The organism is Novosphingobium sp. GW821-FHT09E05 (assembly GCF_059416165.1).
Map to the genome: position 1 here is coordinate 1,444,425 of NZ_JBWKOQ010000001.1, position 20,900 is coordinate 1,465,324.

20 protein-coding genes are annotated in these 20,900 nt (G+C 64.2%); 8 read left to right on the plus strand and 12 right to left on the minus strand.

All coding sequences use genetic code 11. The features are described from left to right. Nucleotides 1-169: 169 nt before the first annotated feature. A complete protein-coding gene (gene truA / locus AC07M9_RS06800) occupies nt 170-916 on the minus strand; it encodes a tRNA pseudouridine(38-40) synthase TruA (protein WP_494882416.1) in 747 nt (248 codons plus the stop codon). Between the two features lie 100 nt (nt 917-1,016). Here truA and AC07M9_RS06805 point away from each other — a divergent pair, with 100 nt between their 5' ends. Next, a complete protein-coding gene (locus AC07M9_RS06805; protein ID WP_494882417.1) occupies nt 1,017-1,541 on the plus strand; it encodes a cupin domain-containing protein in 525 nt (174 codons plus the stop codon). A 3-nt stretch (nt 1,542-1,544) separates the two neighbouring features. Here AC07M9_RS06805 and fmt read toward each other — a convergent pair whose 3' ends face one another. Further along, nucleotides 1,545-2,453 (minus strand): methionyl-tRNA formyltransferase, encoded by a 909-nt coding sequence (gene fmt / locus AC07M9_RS06810; RefSeq protein ID WP_494882418.1) that lies wholly within the window; start codon nt 2,451-2,453, stop codon nt 1,545-1,547. A 60-nt stretch (nt 2,454-2,513) separates the two neighbouring features. On the opposite strand from fmt, the gene recR reads away from it, so the two are divergent. The 3 genes from recR to AC07M9_RS06825 all read left to right on the plus strand — a co-directional run bounded on the left by recR (nt 2,514) and on the right by AC07M9_RS06825 (nt 5,366). Beyond that, on the plus strand, nt 2,514-3,110 hold the full coding sequence (recR, locus tag AC07M9_RS06815) for a recombination mediator RecR (protein WP_494882420.1): 597 nt from the start codon (nt 2,514-2,516) through the stop codon (nt 3,108-3,110). A 63-nt stretch (nt 3,111-3,173) separates the two neighbouring features. After that, nucleotides 3,174-3,743: a peptide deformylase gene (gene def / locus AC07M9_RS06820; RefSeq protein ID WP_494882422.1), complete on the plus strand. Its 570-nt coding sequence runs from the start codon at nt 3,174-3,176 to the stop codon at nt 3,741-3,743. Between the two features lie 72 nt (nt 3,744-3,815). Continuing rightward, nucleotides 3,816-5,366, plus strand: a complete 1,551-nt coding sequence (locus tag AC07M9_RS06825) for a DNA recombination protein RmuC (protein WP_494882424.1) — start codon at nt 3,816-3,818, stop codon at nt 5,364-5,366. Between the two features lie 86 nt (nt 5,367-5,452). Here the strand turns inward: AC07M9_RS06825 and AC07M9_RS06830 are convergent, their stop codons facing one another. The 7 genes from AC07M9_RS06830 to AC07M9_RS06860 all read right to left on the minus strand — a co-directional run bounded on the left by AC07M9_RS06830 (nt 5,453) and on the right by AC07M9_RS06860 (nt 10,861). After that, nucleotides 5,453-6,286 (minus strand): TrmH family RNA methyltransferase, encoded by an 834-nt coding sequence (locus AC07M9_RS06830; protein ID WP_494882426.1) that lies wholly within the window; start codon nt 6,284-6,286, stop codon nt 5,453-5,455. An 18-nt stretch (nt 6,287-6,304) separates the two neighbouring features. Further along, entirely contained in the window at nt 6,305-6,583 is a 279-nt protein-coding gene (locus AC07M9_RS06835) for an HPr family phosphocarrier protein (protein WP_494882428.1), read from the minus strand. Further along, nucleotides 6,580-6,984 (minus strand): PTS sugar transporter subunit IIA, encoded by a 405-nt coding sequence (locus tag AC07M9_RS06840; protein WP_007677042.1) that lies wholly within the window; start codon nt 6,982-6,984, stop codon nt 6,580-6,582. The genes AC07M9_RS06835 and AC07M9_RS06840 overlap by 4 nt, the downstream gene beginning before the upstream one ends. A gap of 48 nt (nt 6,985-7,032) precedes the next feature. Then, nucleotides 7,033-7,968, minus strand: a complete 936-nt coding sequence (gene rapZ, locus AC07M9_RS06845; protein WP_494882429.1) for an RNase adapter RapZ — start codon at nt 7,966-7,968, stop codon at nt 7,033-7,035. A 91-nt stretch (nt 7,969-8,059) separates the two neighbouring features. Beyond that, nucleotides 8,060-8,494 (minus strand): HPr kinase/phosphorylase, encoded by a 435-nt coding sequence (locus AC07M9_RS06850; protein WP_494882431.1) that lies wholly within the window; start codon nt 8,492-8,494, stop codon nt 8,060-8,062. Next, nucleotides 8,491-10,089, minus strand: coding sequence for a sensor histidine kinase (locus AC07M9_RS06855; RefSeq protein WP_494882432.1), 1,599 nt, complete (start codon nt 10,087-10,089; stop codon nt 8,491-8,493). Before AC07M9_RS06855 ends, AC07M9_RS06850 begins: the two co-directional genes overlap by 4 nt. Then, nucleotides 10,082-10,861: a response regulator transcription factor gene (locus tag AC07M9_RS06860; RefSeq protein WP_494882433.1), complete on the minus strand. Its 780-nt coding sequence runs from the start codon at nt 10,859-10,861 to the stop codon at nt 10,082-10,084. The genes AC07M9_RS06855 and AC07M9_RS06860 overlap by 8 nt, the downstream gene beginning before the upstream one ends. Nucleotides 10,862-11,168: 307 nt before the next feature. Between AC07M9_RS06860 and AC07M9_RS06865 the strand changes: the two genes are divergently transcribed. Further along, a complete protein-coding gene (locus AC07M9_RS06865) occupies nt 11,169-12,776 on the plus strand; it encodes a phosphoenolpyruvate carboxykinase (RefSeq protein WP_494882434.1) in 1,608 nt (535 codons plus the stop codon). 612 nt (nt 12,777-13,388) lie between these two features. On the opposite strand, the gene AC07M9_RS06870 is transcribed toward AC07M9_RS06865, so the two are convergent. Continuing rightward, entirely contained in the window at nt 13,389-15,437 is a 2,049-nt protein-coding gene (locus tag AC07M9_RS06870) for an ATP-binding protein (RefSeq protein WP_494882436.1), read from the minus strand. 207 nt (nt 15,438-15,644) lie between these two features. Here AC07M9_RS06870 and AC07M9_RS06875 point away from each other — a divergent pair, with 207 nt between their 5' ends. Further along, entirely contained in the window at nt 15,645-16,805 is a 1,161-nt protein-coding gene (locus tag AC07M9_RS06875; protein ID WP_494882437.1) for a PIN domain-containing protein, read from the plus strand. 581 nt (nt 16,806-17,386) lie between these two features. Next, nucleotides 17,387-17,740, plus strand: coding sequence for a hypothetical protein (locus tag AC07M9_RS06880; RefSeq protein WP_494882438.1), 354 nt, complete (start codon nt 17,387-17,389; stop codon nt 17,738-17,740). A 128-nt stretch (nt 17,741-17,868) separates the two neighbouring features. Here the strand turns inward: AC07M9_RS06880 and AC07M9_RS06885 are convergent, their stop codons facing one another. Continuing rightward, the gene (locus AC07M9_RS06885) at nt 17,869-19,713 is read right to left on the minus strand and encodes a DUF885 domain-containing protein (RefSeq protein ID WP_494882440.1); all 1,845 of its coding nucleotides are present in this window, start codon (nt 19,711-19,713) and stop codon (nt 17,869-17,871) included. Nucleotides 19,714-19,831: 118 nt separating this feature from the next. Between AC07M9_RS06885 and AC07M9_RS06890 the strand changes: the two genes are divergently transcribed. Continuing rightward, nucleotides 19,832-20,035 carry a hypothetical protein gene (locus AC07M9_RS06890; RefSeq protein WP_494882442.1) on the plus strand — a complete coding sequence of 68 codons (204 nt, stop codon included), beginning with the start codon at nt 19,832-19,834 and terminating at the stop codon, nt 20,033-20,035. Between the two features lie 144 nt (nt 20,036-20,179). Here AC07M9_RS06890 and AC07M9_RS06895 read toward each other — a convergent pair whose 3' ends face one another. After that, on the minus strand, nt 20,180-20,836 hold the full coding sequence (locus AC07M9_RS06895; RefSeq protein ID WP_007677018.1) for an alpha/beta hydrolase: 657 nt from the start codon (nt 20,834-20,836) through the stop codon (nt 20,180-20,182). Between the last annotated feature and the right edge of the window lie 64 nt (nt 20,837-20,900).

The following is a 20,900-nucleotide window of genomic DNA, read 5'->3' on the forward strand; positions in this document are numbered from 1 at the left end:
TCTGCACCGGACCTGTCGCACGACTATGCTGGCTCTGCACCAAACTGTCCGAAAGTGTATTGACCGGTAATCGCAACAAGCACGTGGCGGCTCTTTCGAACCAGGTATCAGACAGGGCCCTGCGCCTAAATATAGCAAAGCGGCGAACCAAACCCCGGGGGGCGAGCACTTACTCGCCGGGGTAAGTGGCCCGCACGAAATAAAGTCCGTCCGGCGGCGCGTTGAGGCCGAGCGCCTGCCGGTCCTTCGCCGCCAGCGCCTCGGCCAGTTGCTCCTCCCGCCACCGGCCCATGCCGACGAGCGCCAGGCAGCCCACCATCGAGCGGACCTGATGGTGCAGGAAACTGCGCGCCTCCGCCTCGACCAGCACCACCTCGCCCTCGCGGCGTACCGCAAGCCGGTCGAGCGTCTTCAGCGGCGAGGACGCCTGGCAGTGGGCCGATCGGAACGTCGTGAAGTCGTGCAGTCCCACCAGCATATGCGCCGCCCGCTGCATCGCCTCCGCGTCGATCGGCGTGCCCACCTGCCACGCCTTGCCCCGCTCCAGCGTCAGCGGCGCCCGGCGGTTGACGATGCGGTAGACGTAGGCCCGGCCCGTGCAGGAAAACCGCGCATGCCAGTCGTCCCCCACCGCCGTGCAGTCGAGCACCGCGATCGGGTGGGGCCTGAGCAGGGCATTGAGCGCCCCCATCAGCCGGAACGCCGGGAGCGGCTTCTCCACGTCAATGTGGGCGCGCATGCCAAGGGCATGGACCCCGGCGTCGGTGCGGCCGGCGGCATGCATGACCACCGCCTCGCCGGTCACCGCGCGGGCGGCGTCCTCCACCGCCTGTTGCACGGAAGGGCCATGCGACTGGCGTTGTAGGCCCATGTAGGGGCCGCCGTCGAATTCCAAGGTGATCGCGAAACGGGTCATTTCGCCCAGCCGATACAGGACTAACCGCCACGCGCAATGGGCTTGGCGACCGGGGCCGCAAGTGGCACCATCGGCAACTGACCGGGAAAGGAGCCGAACAATGGCCGAAGCCAAGCGCCCTCGCTTCGAAATCTTCCGCGGCGCCGATGCCCCGACGCTCGATGAATGCGCCTGCATGGCGTACGAAGGCGAGACGCCCAACCTCGTGTCCGTCCAGCCCAAACTGGCCGAGGCGATGGCGGTTCGCGGGGAATATGCCGATGTCCCCTATCGCCGCGAGGGCATGAGCCTTGCCCGTCTCTGGGTGAAGAGCGGCTTCCCGCTACCGCTCCATACCCACGACTGCGACTGCCTCTACTACATCGTCGCCGGTTCGATCCGCATGGGCACCGAGACGCTGTCGGCAGGCGATGGCTTCTTCGTCGGCAGCGAAGTGCCCTATGCCTACACCGCTGGGCCGGAAGGCGCTGAAGTCCTCGAATTCCGCACGACCGACAGCTTCAACATCAGGGTCAAGGACAAGCCCGTTTCGGCATGGGAGAAGCTCGCCGGTACCCTCTTCGATGGCCACGCGCGCTGGGCGGACGAGCCGCCGCCGGTGCGCCGCATGCCCGAGAAGGCGTGATCCTCAGTCGAGCCGGGTTCCTGCTGAGACCGGCCGGCCTCGGAGCAGGTCGGCGCTGTCCATCGCCGGCTTGCCCGCCCGCTGGATGCGCGTCACCCGGACGGCTCCTGAACCGCACGCGATGGTCAGCGCGTCGTCCAGCGTGGTGCCGGGCTCTGCGCTACCCTCGACTACGTCTGCTGCCAGCACCTTGTAGCGCTCGCCCCCCAGCTCGAAAAAGGCGCCGGGTGACGGCGTGAATGCCCGCACCTGCCTCTCCACCGCCTCGGCCTCTTGCGAGAAGTCGATCCGCGCCTCGGCCTTGTCGATCTTCTTTGCGTAAGTCACGCCATCCTCAAGCTGGCGTACGGCGCGGTGCACGGCGAGGTCTCGCAGCGTTCCGACCAAAAGCTGCGCGCCTCGGTCGGCGAGTTCTGCGGTCAGCTCGCCGGCGGTCTTGCGCTCGATCACGGTTCGCAATGTCGCCAGCATCGGCCCCGTGTCGAGCCCGGCCTCCATCTGCATGATGGTGACCCCGGTCGTCGGATCCCCTGCCAGGATGGCGCGCTGGATCGGCGCCGCCCCCCGCCAGCGCGGCAGGATCGACGCGTGAATGTTGAGACAGCCGAGCCGCGGCACATCGAGCACGGCTTGCGGAAGGATCAGCCCATAAGCCGCGACCACGGCGATGTCGGCGTCCAGCGCCGCGAACGCCGTCTGCTCCTCGGCCCCTTTGAGCGAAACCGGGTGGCGTACCTCGATTCCCCGCGCCTCGGCTTCCTTCTGGACGGGCGAGGGCGTCAATTCCTTGCCGCGCCGCCCGCCGGGACGCGGCGGCTGCGTGTAGGCGGCCAGAACCTCGTGCCCGGCCTCGACCAGCGCGACGAGCGCGGGCACCGCGAAATCGGGCGTTCCCATGAAAACGATGCGCATGATGTGGGGAACTCTCCGGGGCTCTTCCTAAGGGCAGGCGCAGGCCCTATCTCCCCGTGCATGGCATCGCAAGAGATCGAGACGCTGACCGCCGCCCTGTCGCGCCTGCCCGGCCTTGGCCCGCGCTCGGCGCGCCGGGCCGTTTTGTGGCTCATAAAGCGGCGCGAGACCGCTTTGGCACAGCTTGTAGATGCACTCGTCGCGGTGCGCGAGGCGCTGGTGGAATGCGACGTTTGCGGCAACGTCGAAACCACCAACCCTTGCGCGATATGCGCCGATCCGCGCCGTGACGCCCGCTCGCTCTGCGTGGTCGAGGAAGTCTCGGACCTGTGGGCACTGGACCGCGCGCATCTGTTCACGGGCAGGTATCATGTTCTCGGCGGCCGGTTGTCCGCCCTCGATGGAGTGCGGCCGGAGGACCTTGCGCTCGAGAGCCTCTTTCGCCGTATCGGCGCGGGAGAAATCGACGAAGTCGTCCTGGCCATGAACGCCACGCTCGAAGGGCAGACGACCGCACATTACATCGCCGAGCGTCTGGAAGATTTCCCTGTGCGCGTTACCCAGCTTGCCCATGGGCTCCCCGTTGGCGGTGAACTGGACTATCTTGATGAAGGCACCCTGGCTCAGGCCATTCGTGCACGCCGCCCGGTGAATTGATCCGATCGGAGTGATCGGCTGCGCGTTCTTGCGAAAGTCGTCCATCGCGATTATCTGGCAAAAATGGCTATCCGTGAAATCCTAGAAGTCCCTGACCAGCGCCTCAAGCAGGTCTCGCTCCCCGTTGAACGGTTCGACGACGAACTGCGTACGCTCGTAGACGACATGTTCGAGACGATGTACGATGCCCCCGGCATCGGCCTCGCCGCCATCCAGGTGGGCGTTCCGCAGCGCGTTCTGGTCATCGATCTGCAGCCTGAGGACGAGGATGCCGAACCGGAGGTCTGCCACTCGCACGGCGACCATCATCACACGCACCAGCCTACCCGGCGCGAACCGCGGATATTCATCAATCCGGAGATACTCGATCCTTCCGAGGACCACATCGTCTATCAGGAAGGCTGCCTTTCCGTTCCCGAGATATATGCCGATGTGGAGCGGCCCTCGCGTATCCGCGCTCGCTGGCAGGATCTTGACGGCAACGCGCACGAGGAAGAGATGGAAGGCCTGATGGCGATCTGTCTCCAGCACGAGATGGACCATCTCGAAGGCGTCCTGTTCATCGATCACCTTTCGCGTCTCAAGCGCCAGATGGCGCTCAAGAAACTCGAGAAACTGCGCAAGGCCGCGTAACGAACCGGCTTGCGCGATCCGGAGCGGCATGAAAGGGCTTGTGTTCCCTTAATGTTCCTGTAAGCTCTGGCGATGGAAATAGCAGTCGTCACGATCATCGCGATGGTCATCGGTCTTGCCGTTGGCTGGTTCGTCGGGTCTCGGCCCGTCCTGCATTGGCGCTCTCAAGCCGAACTGCGTGAGCGGGAGGCCCGGGAAGGTGACGCAAGATACCTGCGTGTGTTCGCCGACCTTGAAGCCGCGCGCGAAAGGGCGAGTCGTGCGGATGAGTGGGCTTCGGCGCTCGACCGGGAGCGCGGCGAACATGCCGCGTCGGCGGAAGGGCTGCGCCGGGAAGGCGCGATCGCGCTCGATCGCGTTCGAGGCGAATTGACCGCAGTTCTCGAAAAGGCGCGCGCCGACAATGCGGTGCTGGTCGATGCCATGCGTCGGGAACAGCGTGAACTTGCTTCGGAACTCGCGACTCTTCGGGAAAAGTCCGCCAATTTCGAGGAGCAGAAGCGTTCGTTGATCGAAGCGCAGGGGATACTGCGCAAGGAGTTCGAGAATGCGGGCGCCAAAGTCCTTCAAGGTGCGCAGGAAGCATTCCTGCACCGCGCAAACGCGCGTTTCGAGGAAAGCGAAAAGACGAACGCGGAACGCATCCGCCTGATCCTCGCCCCGGTGGGAGAGCGCCTGAAAAGCTACGAGGAGCAGGTCGCCGGACTCGAAGCCAAGCGGATGGACGCCTTCGGCCAACTTGGCGGTCAGATAGAGGCGCTGCGGGTGGGGCAGGAGCAGGTGCGCGCCGAAGCGGTCCGTCTTGGCAATTCGCTGCGCAATGCACCCAAGGCGCGGGGACGCTGGGGCGAGCAGCAACTTAAGAACGTGCTCGAACAGTGCGGCCTAACAGAACATACCGATTTCGTGACGGAGCGATCCGTCGATACCGAGGAAGGGCGCCTGCGGCCGGATGCCATCGTGCGAGTGCCCGGTAACAAGCAGCTCGTGATCGACGCGAAGGTCTCGCTGAATGCCTATCAGGACGCTTTCGAGGCCGAGGAGGAGGCATTGCGTGCCGCATTCCTGGCCCAGCACGCGACATCCATGCGCAACCACATCCAGACGCTGAGCAACAAGAGCTACCAGAGCCAGTTCGAGAACGCGCCGGACTATGTCATCATGTTCGTGCCCGGCGAGCATTTCATCGCCGCCGCCCTCGATCACGATTCAGGCCTTTGGGATTACGCTTTCGACCGCAAGGTGCTGCTTGCGAGCCCGACGAATCTGGTCGCCATCGCGCGCACTATTGCGCAGGTATGGCAGCAGGAGGGGCTTGCGAGGGAGGCGCGTGAAATTGGCAAGCTCGGCAGCGATCTCTACAACAGCATCGCCAAGACGCAGGAAGATCTGGAAAATGTCGGGCGTCATCTTGGACGGGCCGTCAACAGCTTCAACAGTTTCGCGCGCACGTATGAGGGTAACGTACTGGGCCGCGCCCGGCGCCTCAGCGAAAAGCATATCAAGATCGGCAAGCGTGAGATTTCCGATGACGTGCCGCTGGTCGAAGCGGCGCCTCAATTCGCGGATGCCATTCCGCGGGTTGATGAGAATGCGGAAGATGTATCGCAAGCTGCAGAATAGGCGGGACGGTTCGTTTGCCTGTAAGTGCGTGGCGGTCTCCCATTTGGCTATTCAAATGGCGTGTAAGTCGCGATGAACGCCCCGCCTCAGGTCGGGCGCAGGTGCGCGAGCGCTTCGTAGGCCAGCACGGCGCCAGCGACGGCGGCATTGAGGCTGTCCGCTCGCCCCAGCATCGGCATCGTTACTCGCAGGTCGCACGCTGCTTCGTAAGCGGCAGGCAGTCCCTGCGATTCGTTGCCGACCATGAGGAAGCACGGCGCCGCATACGAAGCCTGCCGGTAGTCGGTGGGATCGCGCAGCGATGCAGCGACAAGCTGGCCGTCTCCGCTCCGCAGCCAGGCAATGAATTCGTCCCAGCGCGTGATCGCCAGTTTCTGGGTGAAGATCGCGCCCATGCTTGCACGCACCGCCTCGACCGAAAAAGGATCGGCGCAATCGTCGATGAGGATCAGGCCCCCGGCGCCAACGGCGTCTCCGGTGCGCAGCATGGTGCCCAGGTTTCCGGGATCGCGGAGCGCCTGCGCGACCAGCCAGATCTGCGCCGAATTGCGCTCGACGGCTGCGAGGCTCGTGTCGAACTCGGTAAAGACACCGGCCACGGCCTGCGGGTTGTCCTTGCCGGTGACTTTTGCAAGGATATCGACGTCCATCTCGACGATCTCGCCGCCGGCGGCTATCACCGCGTCTTCAAGTGCGTCGATCAGGGGGTGAGGTTCGCGGCCGATGGCCATGACCAGCATTTCCGGCACGATACCGCATTCGCGCGCGTCGGTCAGCAGGCGCAGCCCTTCCGCCAAAAACCGCCTTTCGCGTTTGCGGTGCTTTTTGTCGCGGAGCGAGCGCAGGAACTTGACTACGGGGTTTGAAAAACCCGTGATGGTGCGGCGCGCACCTTGCGTCGGCAGGTCTTGGGAAGACACGGTATCAGCCAGCCTGCGTCATTCTTCGCCGAAGCCGTCGCGGACGAGCCCGGCGAGAATGGCAAGCGCGTCCTCCGCTCCGTCGCCGGTGCAACTGATTTCGATCGTGTCGCCCTTGGCGGCGCCGAGCATCATCAGGCCGAGGATCGATCCGCCGGCGGCACTGGTGCCGTCCTTGCTGACCGTGACAGCGACGGACGTAGGCAATTCCGCAACGTGATTAACGAACTTGGCGCTGGCGCGGGCATGAAGTCCCCGCTTGTTTACTATGAGAACCGACTCGCAGGCGTCGATCATGCATCCTGTCCCAAGTATTCGCTGGCTATCGTAATGTAATTGCGGCCGGCATCACGTGCCGCGGCAACCGCTTCACGAACCGGCATGCACCCGCGCGCCTTGGCGAGACGTATCAGCATGGGCAGGTTGATGCCGGCGATCACTTCGACCTTTCCGGCCTGCATCAAGGAAATCGCGAGGTTCGACGGCGTGCCGCCGAACAGGTCCGTAAGGACGATCACGCCTTCGCCCGAATCGACCTTGGCAATGGCTTCGGCGATCTCCGCGCGGCGGCGTTCCATGTCGTCATTCGGTCCGATACAAACGGTCGCGACATCAGCCTGATCGCCGACGACGTGTTCCATCGCGTGTACGAACTCCTCGGCGAGATTGCCGTGGGTAACCAGGATCATGCCGATCATGCTGGGAGAACGCTCCGAAATACCTGCAGGTGCACCCAGGATTTGTCGTCATTTTTCACGCCGCAGACCTCCTTCCAGAAGATCGGCTGCGCGCGAGCCCAGGTTGCGGTGCAGCAATGTGGGGGAAAATCCCGATTGACGCAAGGCTGTTGCGATTTGCTCCGCCGTAAAAACGGACCGATGACGTCCACCGGTGCAGCCGAATGCAATATGGACATAGGCTTTGCCCTGACTGCGATAGCGTGGAAGCAGCAGCAGCAGCAGGTCGCGAATCCGTGCAAAAGATTCCTCGTAGGCCGGATCCTTGCGAATGTAGTCCCCGACCGCGGGGTCCTGCCCGGTCTGGGGGCGCAATTCGGCATCCCAGTGCGGGTTGTCCAGGAAACGCATGTCTAAGACGAGATCGGCAACGGGCGGCATCCCGCGCGAGAAACCGAAGCTGGAAACGGTGACGATCAACTCGCCCGTGTCGCTGGAGGCGAAACGCTCGCGAATCACGCGTTGCAGGTCGTTCGACGTATATTCGGTGGTGTCGATGAGCAGGTCGGCCCAGCGACGCAACGGCGCAAGCAGTTCACGTTCGGCCCGAATGCCGGTGGATACGGGGCCGTCGCCGGCAAGGGCATGGCGGCGGCGCGTCTCATTGTACCGGCGTTCGAGCTCCGAGCTTGAGCAGTCGAGAAACAGCGTCGTGAGTTCGATGTCGCGCCGCTCGGTGAGCGCTTTGACCTGCGAGATGACGCGGTCGGGATCAAAGCCGCGCGTGCGCGAGTCAAAGCCTATCGCGAGCGGGGGGGGATCGGCATCTACACCGCTCGGCGCCGTATCGATCAAGGCGTCCAGCATGCGGATCGGGAAATTGTCGACGATTTCCCAGCCTAGATCCTCGAGCACGCGGAGCGCGGTCGTCTTTCCGGCACCCAGCATGCCCGTCACCAGCAACAGGCGCTGGCGTAACGTTCCTTCCGGCGTCGCGCCGCTCATTCCCGCTTCATTCCCCATCCCCCCTCTCTGCGCGCAGAGGGCTCGGAAGGGAAGGGGGCGAAAATCGCCATGGCCCCGGGCGTGGGGGTTCTTATTGGGACAGTCCATAATGGCGCAGCGCCAGTTCGACCTTGAGTGCCGACGTCGTCGCTTCCGGACGAAGTTCGACAAGCGGCAATTCGATTCCGCAGATCACGAGGGTCTGCGGCTTTTCGATGTAGCGGGGGGCTTGGGGATCTAGCCTTATGAAAAGCGCGACAGGCGCGGCCTCGACACAGGCGAACGGCAGCAGGCCCAGGTTGCGCACTTCGAGCAAGCCGCGTGTGTTGGGGTGAGGGCGCGCGATCAGGTGTTCCCGCTCCGCGTCGAGCACGAGCGAATCGTCGCCGATCAGGATGGCGCCGCGATCGATAAGCGACAGCGCGAGGCTTGATTTGCCGGCGCCGGGCGCACCCTGGATGATGACGCCGCGCCCGTCGATGGCGACGGCGGTCGCCTGGAACACAGCGGGGCCGGGCGACGTCATTGTTCCGATTGCCAGGCGGGAAGAGACAGGACCAGGCGTGCGCCGGGAGTTCCATCGGTACGGTGGGTGGCGACAAGCTTGCCGTAGTGCGCCTCTACGATGGTGCGTGCGATGGCCAGACCGAGACCGCTGTGTTTGCCGAATTCCTCGCGCGAGGGGCGCAGGGAATGGAAGCGCTCGAATATGCGTTCGCGCGCCGCTGCCGGAATTCCCGGCCCGTGGTCGGCGACGGCAATCTCGATCCGCGATTCGAGATTGCGAAGAGTAATTTCGATGGGGCCATCGGGCGGCGAGAAGGAGACGGCATTGTCCAGCAGGTTTTGCAGGACCCGTTCGAGCCGCGGGGCATCACCCGCCACCATCATGGCGGGGACGTCGGCTTCATCCTTTCCGTCTCCCGGTATGATCGTTATCGGCCGCCCACCGTTGACGCCGCGCTGTTCGCGCTCGGCGACAAGCGCGCGGACGAGGCCGCCCATGTCGAACGGCTCGAAGGTGGTGCGGCTTAGCTGGGCATCGATGCGACTGGCGTCGGCGATTTCGGTGACCAGGAAGTCGATCCGGCGCACGTCGTCCTGGGCGATGCCGATGAGCTGGCGGCGCAGATCCGGCGCTTCGACGCGATCGAGGCTTTCGAGGGCGCTGCGCAGCGAAGTCAGCGGGTTCTTGAGTTCGTGAGCAACGTCCGCCGCGAAGCTTTCCACCTCGTCGATGCGCTGGCGCAGGGCGCTGCTCATGTCGGAGATGGCGCGGGCGAGCAGGCCGATCTCGTCGCGCCGGTCGGGCAGACGCGGCACGACGACGCTCCGGTCGCGGCCAAGACGAACGCGCACGGCGGCGCGCACAAGCTTGCGGAGCGGCTCGACGATGGTCCTCGCGAGGAACAGCGAAAGGAGGATCGATACTCCCAATGCGCCGCCTACGATTATCGCCAGCGTCTGGCGGGCCATGCGTACGTTTTCGGTGATGTCGCGCGCGTTGCGGGTCACGAGCAGCGCGGAGCCGTCGCTGCCTACTGGCGTCGCAGCGATGATCATCGGAGTGCGGTCCGGCGCTGCCTGGTGGTTGATCCGGGTCTCGCGATCCGCGAGTGCGGCGGCGACTTCCGGCCAGGCCGATGCCTCGGCGCCGGGCGGGTCGCGGTAGGCCGGGATGGGCGGGGCGCCCAGCACGAAATCCATGCCGCGATCGAGGATGCGTGCGGCATCCTGGAGCCACGGTTCCTCTGCCGGATCGATCAGCGCGTATGACGGGCGGGCGAGTGCGAAGCTGTCACCCGCCAATCGGCCACGAGGATCGAACAGCCGCAGGCGCAAGTCCTGCTCGGTGCCAATCCGCGCGATCAGGACAAGGCGTCCGCGCAAATCCTCGTCCGCGATGGCATCGGCAGTGATCTCCGCTTCCGACTTGGCGAGGCGGTAGCGTTCGGCCAGCAGTTCGCGGCGGTAGCTGTCGATGTAGAAAAGGCTGCCGGCCATCAAGGCGAGTGCAATCACGTTGACCGCGAGGATGCGGGCGGTGAGCGAAACGCTCCACGACAGGCCGAGACGCACGGCCAGGCGCGGACGCGGCTTGGCGCGCGATTTCTCAACCATCGGTGAAGGAGTATCCGGCGCCGTAGAGCGTGTCGATGGCGCCGAACTCCCCGTCCACGGCGCGGAACTTGCGGCGCAGGCGCTTGATGTGGCTGTCGATGGTGCGGTCGTCGACATAGACGTCGTCGCTGTAGGCCGCATCCATCAGTTGGTTGCGGCTTTTCACCACGCCCGGCCGGAGCGCCATGGCTTCGAGGATCAGGAACTCCGTCACCGTCAGCGAGACGGGCTTGGCGTCCCACGTCACCTGGTGCCGTGCGGGGTCGAGCATGAGGCGTCCGCGCACGACAGGGTCGGGCAGGTCGCCGGGAGGGGCCTCCTCGGGCTCGGCGCGGGCAAGCTCGCTCCGGCGCAGTATTGCCCTGATCCGCGCGACGAGCAGTCTTTGGCTGAACGGCTTGGCGATATAATCGTCGGCGCCAAGCGCGAGACCGAGCGCCTCGTCGGGCTCCTCGTCCTTCGAGGTCAGGAAGATCACCGGCAGCCTGGAATGCGCGCGCAGCGATTGCAACAGGGTGAGGCCATCCATGCGCGGCATCTTGATGTCGAAAATCGCTAGGTCCGGTGGGTTCTCGAGCAGGGCCTTGAGGGCGGTTTCGCCATCGGCATAGACGCGCGTGGCGAAACCTTCCGCCTGGAGACCGATCGACAGAGTGGTCAGGATGTTGCGGTCATCGTCGACCAGCGCGATCGTCTGGTGCCGTGGTGCGGCAGGCGCGTGAGGACCAGTCGAGACGTCGGACGAGAGTGGAGGATCGGATGCATCGGCCATGGGCGTCCGCCGTTTCCCTTTCGCTGCGGGGAGCGACGCTACCTAGCGCCTGCCTTGCCCGCTGGCAATTGCGCGGCCTCCGGTCGACTGCAAACGATGCGCGGTCCCGGCGGGCCTGGATCGGTCCAAAATCGATGCATCGATAGGCCCGCCCGGGCGAATAAACAGTCGTGGATAGATGCTTGACGGTTCCAATTGTTGCCAAATTGACGGAAAAGAGACTGTCGCTTATTCGCGGCCCGATTCTTGCGCAGGAATCGAGAATGCGACCGCGGGTGCTCCTGCAGGTCGCCATCTTTTGGAGGAGATGACATTGACCACTTCGCTTAGCTATCCGCTCGAGAAACAGGGCATTCAGACGAAGGCTCAGATCTTCGCGAACCTCGGCACGGCCCCCCTGGTGGAGCAGGCGGTTAAGAACGGAGAGGGCGTGCTTTCGGCCGACGGTCCTTTCGTCGTCGCCACCGGCAAGCACACCGGACGTTCGGCGAAGGACAAGTTCATCGTCCGCGACGCCGAAACGGAGTCAACGGTCTGGTGGGGCAAGACCAACGTTCCGATGACGCCTGAGCACTTCGCCGCGCTGAAGGAGGACTTCCTCGCCGCCGTCGCGGAAAAGGATACGCTCTACGTCGCCGACCTGTTCGGTGGCTCGCAGCCGGAGCACCGCGTGAACGTGCGCGTCATCAACGAGTTCGCCTGGCACAACCTGTTCATCCGCACCCTGCTCGTGCGTCCAACGACCGATGAACTGGCCGGCTTCGCGCCCGAATACACGATCATCGACCTGCCCAGCTTTCGCGCCGATCCCGAACGCCACGGTTCGCGCAGCGAGACGGTGATCGCGGTCAACTTCTCCGAGAAGCTGATCCTCATCGGCGGCACTTCCTACGCCGGCGAGATGAAGAAGTCGGTCTTCGGCATCCTCAACTACCTGCTGCCGGTCAAGGGCGTCATGCCGATGCACTGCTCGGCCAACATCGGCCCGGACGGCGACACCGCCGTGTTCTTCGGCCTCTCGGGAACCGGCAAGACCACGCTTTCGGCCGACGCCAGCCGCACCCTCATCGGTGACGACGAGCACGGCTGGTCCGACACCGCCGTGTTCAACTTCGAGGGCGGCTGCTACGCCAAGATGATCCGTCTCTCGGAAGAGGCCGAGCCGGAAATCTACGCCACCACCCGCCGCTTCGGCACGGTGCTGGAAAACGTGGTGATCGATCCCGTGACCCGCAAGATCGACCTCGACGACAACGCGCTGGCCGAGAACAGCCGCGGTTCCTACCCGATCGACTTCATCCCGAACTGCTCGGAGAAGAACCTCGGGCCGGTGCCGCAAAACATCATCTTCCTGACCGCTGACGCCTACGGCGTCCTGCCACCGATCGCGCGCCTGACCCCGGACCAGGCGATGTACCACTTCCTCTCGGGCTACACCGCGCGCGTCGCGGGCACCGAGATCGGCGTGACCGAGCCCGAAGCGACCTTCTCGACCTGCTTCGGCGCACCGTTCATGCCGCGCCACCCCTCGATCTACGGCAACCTCCTCAAGGAGCGCATCGCCAAGGGCGGAGTGAAGTGTTGGCTGGTCAACACCGGCTGGTCGGGCGGCAAGGCGACCATGGAAGGCATCAAGCGGATGCCGATCAAGGCCACCCGCGCCCTGCTCAACGCCGCACTCGACGGCAGCCTCAACGCCGCCGAGTTCAAGGAAGACCCGAACTTCGGCTTCGAAGTCCCGGTCGCGGTCGCGGGCGTCGACAGCAAGCTGCTAGACCCGCGCGGCGCCTGGGCCGACCCGGCCGAGTACGACAAGACCGCGCAGACCCTGGTCAAGCAGTTCATCGACAACTTCGAGCAGTTCGAAGAGCACGTCGACGAGGGCGTCCGCAAGGCGGCTCCGGTCGCCGCGTAAGCTTCGGTTTCTGAAAAAGGGCTCCGGCACTTCGGTTCCGGGGCCTTTTTCATGCGCGCGGCAGGTCCCATGAAGAGCGAAACGCTGCGGTTGGACGACGGTGAGAAAGACCGATGCGAGTCTAGCAGATGGCCGGGATGTAGGAAAATAGGCGGGTGCTGGGTTGGAGTACCCGATATATGATTTACTCCTATGACCGTTTTGCGCCCATCTTCGCCGTCTGACTGCCGCTTACCCGTGCCGGAAAGCGGACGTTCAGCTTATCACTTGCTCTGGGACGAAACGGTCATTCCGAACCGGCTCGTTAAACGGCGGTCGCTGACAACAGCCGCCGTTCGCGCACCGGGCCTTTATCGGTTCACTTCCGGTGAGCAGCAGGCCTCTTGCTATTGGCGAAATGACCCAATCCCGGCGATTCACGACCGAAGGCAGCCGCTCGTTCAGGTGCCGCTTGACGCTCAAAACTTGGCCGTTGATTGGCCATCCGCGCGCTTGAAGCCGACGTGGAACCTGCACCACTCGACATCGGAGGGGTTTGCGGAGCCATAGGTCCAAAGCGACATGTAGATTTCGAAGGTGTCATGCAGCCACAACAGCACGCACCGACAATCGCTATTCCCGCTCTCCTATAGTGCCAAGACTTCCGAGCGTCCCCTTCGGCTTGCGATCGTAGGAGGAGCGTCCCTCTAGCATCTGCACAAAGGCTTCGTTGCGGTTGGTGGCGCGATCGACCAGACGATCGAAGGCGACGACCTCGAGCATGAGGTTGAGAGACTGGAAATACCGATACGCCATCTGCCCACCGTAGTTGGTGGTGACAAAATCCTCCATCTGGAGGTATTTCTGCAGGTTGTCGTTCCAATCGGCAATCACGTATCCGCGCACCATCGTGTCCGGCGGAACCGCGACCTCGCGACCCGCCGAGGTCTTAATCCTGCCCTTTGTGCGGATGTCTGAGATCTGTCGCTTCAACTGGTCGACCGGGTTATTGGTCGAACTTTCGATGCTAGTCGCGTATCCCGTTTTCTGAGGGCGCTTCATCTCGACCACCATGAGCTCGTTCTGATTGTTGACGAGCAGGTCGTGCGCGTAATCGCCCTTGGCCCTGTGGTTGCCGTCCGGCGTGCGATCACTCGAGATGTACTGCGCGTAGGCCAAGTCGTCGTCTAACAGCCACAGGTTGTGCGAGCTGTAGTCGATCTCGTCACTGTCCTTGTAACGCGGATAGATCAACGCATGCACCTTATCTTCAGTAGCCAGCCCGCCCTCCTGCTTCTTCAGGAGTTCGCGGAAGATCGTGATGACGTGATTGCGATAGGCTACATAGACCGCCAGCGCCTCTTTGGCGTCTGCCGGGATCTGCGTCTTGACCAGATGCTCGAGCTGCTCGACGCTGGCGTTTTGGTCCAGCTTGGAAAAGTCGAACTTCTTGCGGAAGCGCTCCACGAATAGGTCCTGGGCCAGCTGCTCCCGCGTCTCCGTTATGGACCGTTTCCTCACGAAGTCCTCGGGCGAGCGGTCGCCAAGACCGCGCCGCAGCAGCGGATCGACCGCAATCAGATGCTCTACATCGGCGACCATCTTCGCACGACGGTCGCTGGTATAGGCGCTTTCGATCTCCAGAATATGCTGCTTTGCCAATGCGACGAGGTGGTCCCTGATCGACTTCTTCACGCCGTCACGGACCACCTTGCCGTGGAGGTTCGTGATTCGGTCACGCGACTGCGACGAAACAAAGAAGTCGCTCGATACGGCCACCAGATAGAAGTAGCGGCGTAGACCGGTCTCGCTCGCTTCGACGAAAGGTTTGTCATTCACGCCCGAGGAAATGTTCTCCAAGTCGCTCGCGGCGCGGTTGTTGGCATAGAAGTAGAGTCGATGCTTCTTGGCCTGAGCCTCGCCGACTTTGAAGTAGCTGAAGTCGAACCGCTGGCTCTTTTGGCCGATTTCCAGATACTCCGTCCGGGATCCACCAACCAAAAGCGAGTCGTTGAAGTGATCGTATAAATTGAAGCGTGCATCATCGATGACCAGCATCGTCTGCTTCGGGATCTTCCGCTGTATGAATTCGATCAGGAAATGATCGAGCAGAGCGGAAACTATGGCATCCTCGGCGGCCTCGCCCAAGTAGCGCTGCCCAGAGAGGTCGAAATAGTCCGCAGCCTCGTCAAGGGGCGACCGCATGAGCACGGTCAGCCCAGTGTCGAAGCGATGCTCCCCCGCACCGTCATCCGCGTCAATCTCGACCAGGTTGTCATCGGTCGCGAACGGCTTGTAGCCATACGTCCCGCCCGTCACCGCGCTCGATGCGTCGGCCTGACGGGAGGAGTAGAACACCTCTCTGAAGATCCTGAAGGCTATGAAGCGGCCGAAACCTTTGCCGCCGCGCTCGAACTTGTTGCCGGTCAACGGTGTAAGGAAGGCAGCCAGGTTATTTTCGTCGAACCCGACGCCGTTGTCAGCGATGACTATCTGGCGATCACCACTTGAGATCTCGATCTCGATGCGGCCATGCTGCTCTACGTCACCCCCCCAGCGCTCCTCGATGGAATGAAGGGAGTTCGAGACGGCCTCGAACAGCGGAAAGAGGAAGCCGTGCAGACCTTCTGGCAGCGTAGCGCGCTTGACCTCGGAGGCCAAATCGATTGACTTGTGCTTCACTTATAACCCCGGGATGAATGGCTGACGCCAGACGGATACAGGATGCCCTGCGCGTGCCAAGAGAGCAAGCCGACGCTGCGACCTACGAACGGCAAAATTCGGCAAATAGGAGGCTGCCTTGACCCGATCGCGAAGGCGCGGTCGCGCAGGTTTCGGCAGCACATCACGACGCTCGGATTCGAGTTGTTTGTCTGATAGTAGCGGCCGATGCCCTATGACGCCTTCACAATCGACACCAACGCCATTATTCAGGGGGGGATGAACTTCGAGGCCGGACTGCTCGCGCAACTCGACCAGTTCAAGGATGGTCCGCTCCAATTCGTCATCTCGGAGATCGTGGTCCGCGAGACGCTGAAGCACCTGAACGTGAGCACCAAAAAGGCTAGAGACGCTGCGCGTTCCGCTCTAGATCGCGCGGCGCAGCTTGGCCTCATCAGCTCCGACGCCGCAAAGACCGCGATCGACGCCCTCGCCGATTCCAGGACAGTCGCGCGCAGCAAGGTCGCCTCGTTCTTGGAAGCGACCGGCGCGGAGACCGTGCCGGCGAACCTGTGTGCGATCGATGCCCTGCTGAAGTCCTACTTCGATCCCACGCCGCCGTTCGAGGCGACCGGCGACAAGAAGAACGAGTTCCCGGACGCGCTCGCGCTCCTCAGTCTCGAGGCGTGGGCGAAAGCGGCCGGTAAGACAGTGCTCGCCGCCAGCGCAGACAAGGGATGGCAGTCGTTCGCGGAAAAATCCGAGCACATCTTCGTCGAGGGCGACCTCGCCGACGCGATGCAGATCGTCCAAGCACACGCCGAGGCAGCCGCCAAGGCGGTAAACACGTTCCTGCGCGGGATCGCAGAAGGCGACTTGCCCGACGACGCCAGGTCGATGAACGCCTTGCTTGCTGACGCATTGGCCGAATGGGAATTCGACGTCGAAGCCTCGGCCCCCTACCGCTACGAGCTAGATGAGACGGAACTGCGCCTGGAGAGCTTTGAGCTCACGGAGCGTGACGGCGACCACGGCGTCACTGTCGTCCGCCTCACCGCCGACGAGGTAGTCTGCAGGGTCGACGTCGAGATCACGGCCAACGCGCACGCACAATTCTCTCTGTTCGCATGGGACAGCATTGATCGCGAGGAGATAGGTATGGGCGGGACGTCAGCCTCCAGCGAGGAGACCTTCGACGCGGCTGTGCTAATCACCATTGCAGGATCGATCGATGGGCCAGTCGCGGACCTGGAGATTGTCGATCTCGAAGTCGTGGAAGCACTCGACAGCGTCGACATGGGCGAGATCAACCTCGACTTCGGCGAACGCGACGAGATAGATGATTACAACCAACTACAGCTCATGCTGGAGGCTGAGGAAGGTAACTAAGGGCCGCCCGTGCTCCGGAAACCGGCACCCTGACGCGTGGCTGACGAAGTCCACCGTCGGACGCAGACGACACGGGCGTCATTCTCCTAAGTGGCCCGGCGAACTCCATATTCGCTAACTTGCGGCGTTTTGCACTTTTGGCGTCGCTTCGCCGATCTCGGCGCTCGCGTCTATCGCGAGGCCGAATGAACAGCGGTTTTCGGGACAAGCCGAAACGTGCGCAAATGGCGGATCTGAGACGCAAAACCGAGTCGCTGGGTTGCACTACCCAACTGGCGGGTTTCACCAAGATTTGCCGCTCACATCAACGAGGCTGTACGTCTTGAGCTGGTCGCGAGCTGCCCCAGCTAAGCGACAGCTTTCGCGGTGAAGGCGCTCCGATCCGGACAGTCCACTACCGGCCAATGCCTGCCATATGCGCCGACCGTCGGCTGGTCGCGCCCCGCCGCAAACCCATCCTCGCCACACCAGCCTCCGCTCCGTCCCGCCGCCGCCACCGATCCCCGCTCGGGGAAATTCCGGCCTTTCGCTCGTCATGCTTTGCCCCCATATCTGAACTCCACCACCACGGAGTACTGCACATGGGACTATTCGACGGCATCCTCGGTCAGGTCAGCGAGCACGCGGACGTGGTCAATCTCGCGGAGAAGCTGGGCATCGACCCGGCCGTGGCGGAAAAGGCGATCGTGGCGCTCGGCATCGCGCACCAGCAGGACGGTGACACCGCGCAGCTCGCGGCGGAGCGTACCGGGCTCGACGTCGGCACGATCCAGCAAATCATCGCGCAGATCGGCGGCGAGGGCTCGCTGACCCAGTTCGCCAGCGCCGTCGCGGCCGATCCGGGCAAGGCCGCCAGCTTCTTCGACAAGGACGGCGACGGCAGCGTCCTCGACGACCTCAAGGGTATGGCCAAGGGCCTGTTCGGGAATAGCTGAACTTGACCGCCGTCATCTCCGCGTAGGCGGGGATCCCGCTTCGTTTCTCGACGGCGAAGGAACAAGCGGGGCCCCCGCCTACGCGGGGGCGACGGATGCGAGAGATGGCCGGTCGGGCTGAGCCACGCTCAGCCCTTCTTCCCCGCTATATAGGCCTCGACGTTCTGCGCCAGCACGTCGAGCGGGACGTTGCCGCCATCGACCACCGCCTGGTCGAAGTCGCGCAGGTCGTAGGCCGAACCGAGCGCCGCCATCGCCCGCGCGCGCTGGGCGACGATCTGCGAGTGGCCCATCTTGTAGCCGCAGGCCTGTCCCGGCCATGAGCAGTAGCGGTCCACCTCGTTCACCACTTCCTCGCGCTTGTTGCCGTTCTTCTCCATGAAGAAGCGGACCGCCTGGTCGCGGCTCCAGCCCTTCGAATGGAGCCCGGTGTCGACCACCATGCGGCAGGCCCTGAATGCCAGCGACTGCAGGTAGCCGAGGCGGCCGACAAGGTCGTCGTCGTAGGCGCCCAGTTCGTCGGCCAGTTGCTCGCCGTAGAGCGCCCAGCCTTCGGAATAGGCATTGAACGCAAGGATCGAGCGGATCAGCGGCAGGCGGTTGGCGTATTCGCCCTGCCAGACGTGGCCGGGAATCGCCTCGTGGTGGACCAGCGTGGGCAGGTCGTACTTGCGGTGCAGGTCGGTGGTGCGCAGGTTCAGCCACATCTTGCCGGGCACGGCGCCGTCCTTCGACCCCGCGCCACCATAGGCAGTGGGCGCGCCGGGTTCTTCGGACAGCGGCAGGCGGCGAACCTCGACGTTGCCGGGCACGACCTGGCGGAACGCGCGCGGCATCTGCGCGCGGATCCAGTCGATGCGGGTGCGGATGAACGCGAGGATTTCGGTACGGCCGGGGTCGCCTGCCGGGAACATGAAGCGCTTGTCCCCGCCGAGCACCGCCATGCGCGCGCCGACGGTGCCGGTGGTGTAGCCGAGGCTCCTGAGGATCGGGTCCATGCGGCCGTGGAGTTCGGCGAGTTCGGCCAGCCCTCGCTGGTGGATGTCCTCGGCCGGGACCTGCGTCGTGGTGCTGGCGCGCAGGGCCCAGGCGTAGAATTCGGCGCCTTGCGGCCGCTCGCGCATGCCGGGGTCGCCCTTCGCGAGCGGGCGCTGGCGCTGGAGTTCGGCAAGCTGGCGTTCCAGCGCCGGCACGACTTCGTCCGCGACGATGCGCTTGGCGTCCGCCGTCCAGGTGCCGGTCATGTCCTTGGTCCGCCCGGCAATCGAGGTGACGAGGCCGCCGCCATCCGCGCGCGCATCGGCGATGGTGCTGGTCATCTGCGCGATGGCGCGGTCGAGCAGGAAGTCGGGGGGAACGAGGCCCATGTCGGTGGCGGCCCTGATACGGCCGAGTTCGCCGTCCAGCTGCGCGTCGAACTGGCCGAGGCGGGCGACGTAGGCGTCGGCGTCCTCGCGCGTCTTCACCGGATGGTCGGCGTCGAGGAACTTGGGGGTGTCCAGATAGGCGCCGACGTTCTGGATGACCACGTAGGGCGTGTTGCGCCAGCCGCCCACGGCGACGTCGCCATAGGGCAGCGTAAAGCCGTCTAGCGCGGTGGAGAAGGCGCTTTTCACCACCGCGAGGCTGGTGCGCGTGGAATGGTCGAGGCGCTTGGCGTCGAACGCATCGACGGCCGCGAGGCCTTTGCGCAAGGTGGCGGCATAGGCGCGGCGGCCGGCCTGTGAGCGGTCCTCGAGCCGCGAGCGCAGGGCGGCATGCTCGCCCACGTCCACGCCGAGCCCGGTCGCGCCTTCGGGGACGTGGTCGAACAGGTTCCAGGCGATGCGGTCGAGCAAGGCAGCGGCGTCCGGGGCGGTCTTGCCGGCCTTCGCGTAAGCGGGCAGCGCCAGCGTGGCGGTGCCGGCCGCAAGGAGCTGGAGGGCGTTGCGCCGGGAAAGCGGCGCGCGGGGCTCGAGGGAGATGTCGTGCATGGCGCCAAGGATGGCGGGGCGCGCCGGTGCTGTCAAACCGGGGGGGTGCCGGTCCAATCTGTCGCAAGACTGGCGCTTAAGGCTTCAAATCCGATCCGGGCGGCTTTAGGAAAGCGCCATGAACATCGCGCTTTCGCTTCTCGTGTTGACCGCCATCGTTCTCGTGCTCGGAGCGATCGTGCTGCTGCGGCGCGGGGGGCATCGCAAGCAGGCGGTGCTGATGCTGGTGCTGGCGGCGGTGATGGTGCTCAACATCGTGATCTGGACCATCCCGACGCCCGGCGGCAAATCGCTGTCGGGCGAGGCGGCAAACGCCCAGTAACAGTCGTCGTCCCGGGCTCGACCTGGGACCGCTGGCAAATCTTCAGGCGCGACCTCGCCGAGAGATGGGCGCGGCCCGGCCAGCGGTCCCCGCTTTCGCGGGGACGACGTGGGTTTGTTTACGGGCCGTTTTGCCGACGATCCATTACTTGATCGGGCAATCCGGTGCCAGGCGCATGTCGAGGTAGTTGTCGACCGACTTCATGAGATCCGGTACTTCGTTCTCGAAGAAATGGTTGGCGCGCGGGATCTCGTCGTGGTGGATCGTGATGTGCTTCTGGGTGCGCAACTTGTCGACCAGCTTCTGGACGGCGTTCGGCGTCACCACCGTGTCGCCGGTGCCCTGGATGATGATGCCTGAGGCCGGGCAGGGTGCCAGGAAGCTGAAGTCGTACATGTTGGCTGGCGGGGCGACCGAGATGAAGCCGCGGATCTCCGGGCGGCGCATCAGCAGCTGCATGCCGATCAGCGCGCCGAACGAGACGCCGGCGATCCAGGTGGTCTGCGCCTCGGGGTGGATCGACTGCACCCAGTCGAGCGCGGCGGCGGCGTCGGAGAGTTCGCCGATGCCGTTGTCGAAGCTGCCCTGGCTGCGGCCGACACCGCGGAAATTGAAGCGCAGCGTCGCGAAACCGCGGGCGACGAAGGTCTTGTACAGGTGCTGGGTGATGCGGTCGTTCATCGTCCCGCCCGCCTGCGGGTGCGGGTGGAGAATCATCGCCACGGGCGCGCGCGGGCGCGGCGCCGGCTGGAAACGACCTTCGAGACGACCTTCGGGACCGGGAAAGATGACTGCGGGCATGTCTGTTTGCGGCCTGACTTGTTGAAACTCCCGCGCGGCGGCATCGTGCCGGCCATCGCGGGAG

Excerpts from the sequence above, each read along its gene's own strand:
- truA (WP_494882416.1), bottom strand. The coding sequence starts at position 916 with ATGACCCGTTTCGCGATCACCTTGGAATTCGACGGCGGCCCCTACATG.
- AC07M9_RS06805 (WP_494882417.1), top strand. The coding sequence starts at position 1,017 with ATGGCCGAAGCCAAGCGCCCTCGCTTCGAAATCTTCCGCGGCGCCGAT.
- fmt (WP_494882418.1), bottom strand. The coding sequence starts at position 2,453 with ATGCGCATCGTTTTCATGGGAACGCCCGATTTCGCGGTGCCCGCGCTC.
- recR (WP_494882420.1), top strand. The coding sequence starts at position 2,514 with ATGGCATCGCAAGAGATCGAGACGCTGACCGCCGCCCTGTCGCGCCTG.
- def (WP_494882422.1), top strand. The coding sequence starts at position 3,174 with ATGGCTATCCGTGAAATCCTAGAAGTCCCTGACCAGCGCCTCAAGCAG.
- AC07M9_RS06825 (WP_494882424.1), top strand. The coding sequence starts at position 3,816 with ATGGAAATAGCAGTCGTCACGATCATCGCGATGGTCATCGGTCTTGCC.
- AC07M9_RS06835 (WP_494882428.1), bottom strand. The coding sequence starts at position 6,583 with ATGATCGACGCCTGCGAGTCGGTTCTCATAGTAAACAAGCGGGGACTT.
- AC07M9_RS06840 (WP_007677042.1), bottom strand. The coding sequence starts at position 6,984 with ATGATCGGCATGATCCTGGTTACCCACGGCAATCTCGCCGAGGAGTTC.
- rapZ (WP_494882429.1), bottom strand. The coding sequence starts at position 7,968 with ATGAGCGGCGCGACGCCGGAAGGAACGTTACGCCAGCGCCTGTTGCTG.
- AC07M9_RS06850 (WP_494882431.1), bottom strand. The coding sequence starts at position 8,494 with ATGACGTCGCCCGGCCCCGCTGTGTTCCAGGCGACCGCCGTCGCCATC.
- AC07M9_RS06855 (WP_494882432.1), bottom strand. The coding sequence starts at position 10,089 with ATGGTTGAGAAATCGCGCGCCAAGCCGCGTCCGCGCCTGGCCGTGCGT.
- AC07M9_RS06860 (WP_494882433.1), bottom strand. The coding sequence starts at position 10,861 with ATGGCCGATGCATCCGATCCTCCACTCTCGTCCGACGTCTCGACTGGT.
- AC07M9_RS06865 (WP_494882434.1), top strand. The coding sequence starts at position 11,169 with ATGACATTGACCACTTCGCTTAGCTATCCGCTCGAGAAACAGGGCATT.
- AC07M9_RS06875 (WP_494882437.1), top strand. The coding sequence starts at position 15,645 with ATGCCCTATGACGCCTTCACAATCGACACCAACGCCATTATTCAGGGG.
- AC07M9_RS06880 (WP_494882438.1), top strand. The coding sequence starts at position 17,387 with ATGGGACTATTCGACGGCATCCTCGGTCAGGTCAGCGAGCACGCGGAC.
- AC07M9_RS06885 (WP_494882440.1), bottom strand. The coding sequence starts at position 19,713 with ATGCACGACATCTCCCTCGAGCCCCGCGCGCCGCTTTCCCGGCGCAAC.
- AC07M9_RS06890 (WP_494882442.1), top strand. The coding sequence starts at position 19,832 with ATGAACATCGCGCTTTCGCTTCTCGTGTTGACCGCCATCGTTCTCGTG.
- AC07M9_RS06895 (WP_007677018.1), bottom strand. The coding sequence starts at position 20,836 with ATGCCCGCAGTCATCTTTCCCGGTCCCGAAGGTCGTCTCGAAGGTCGT.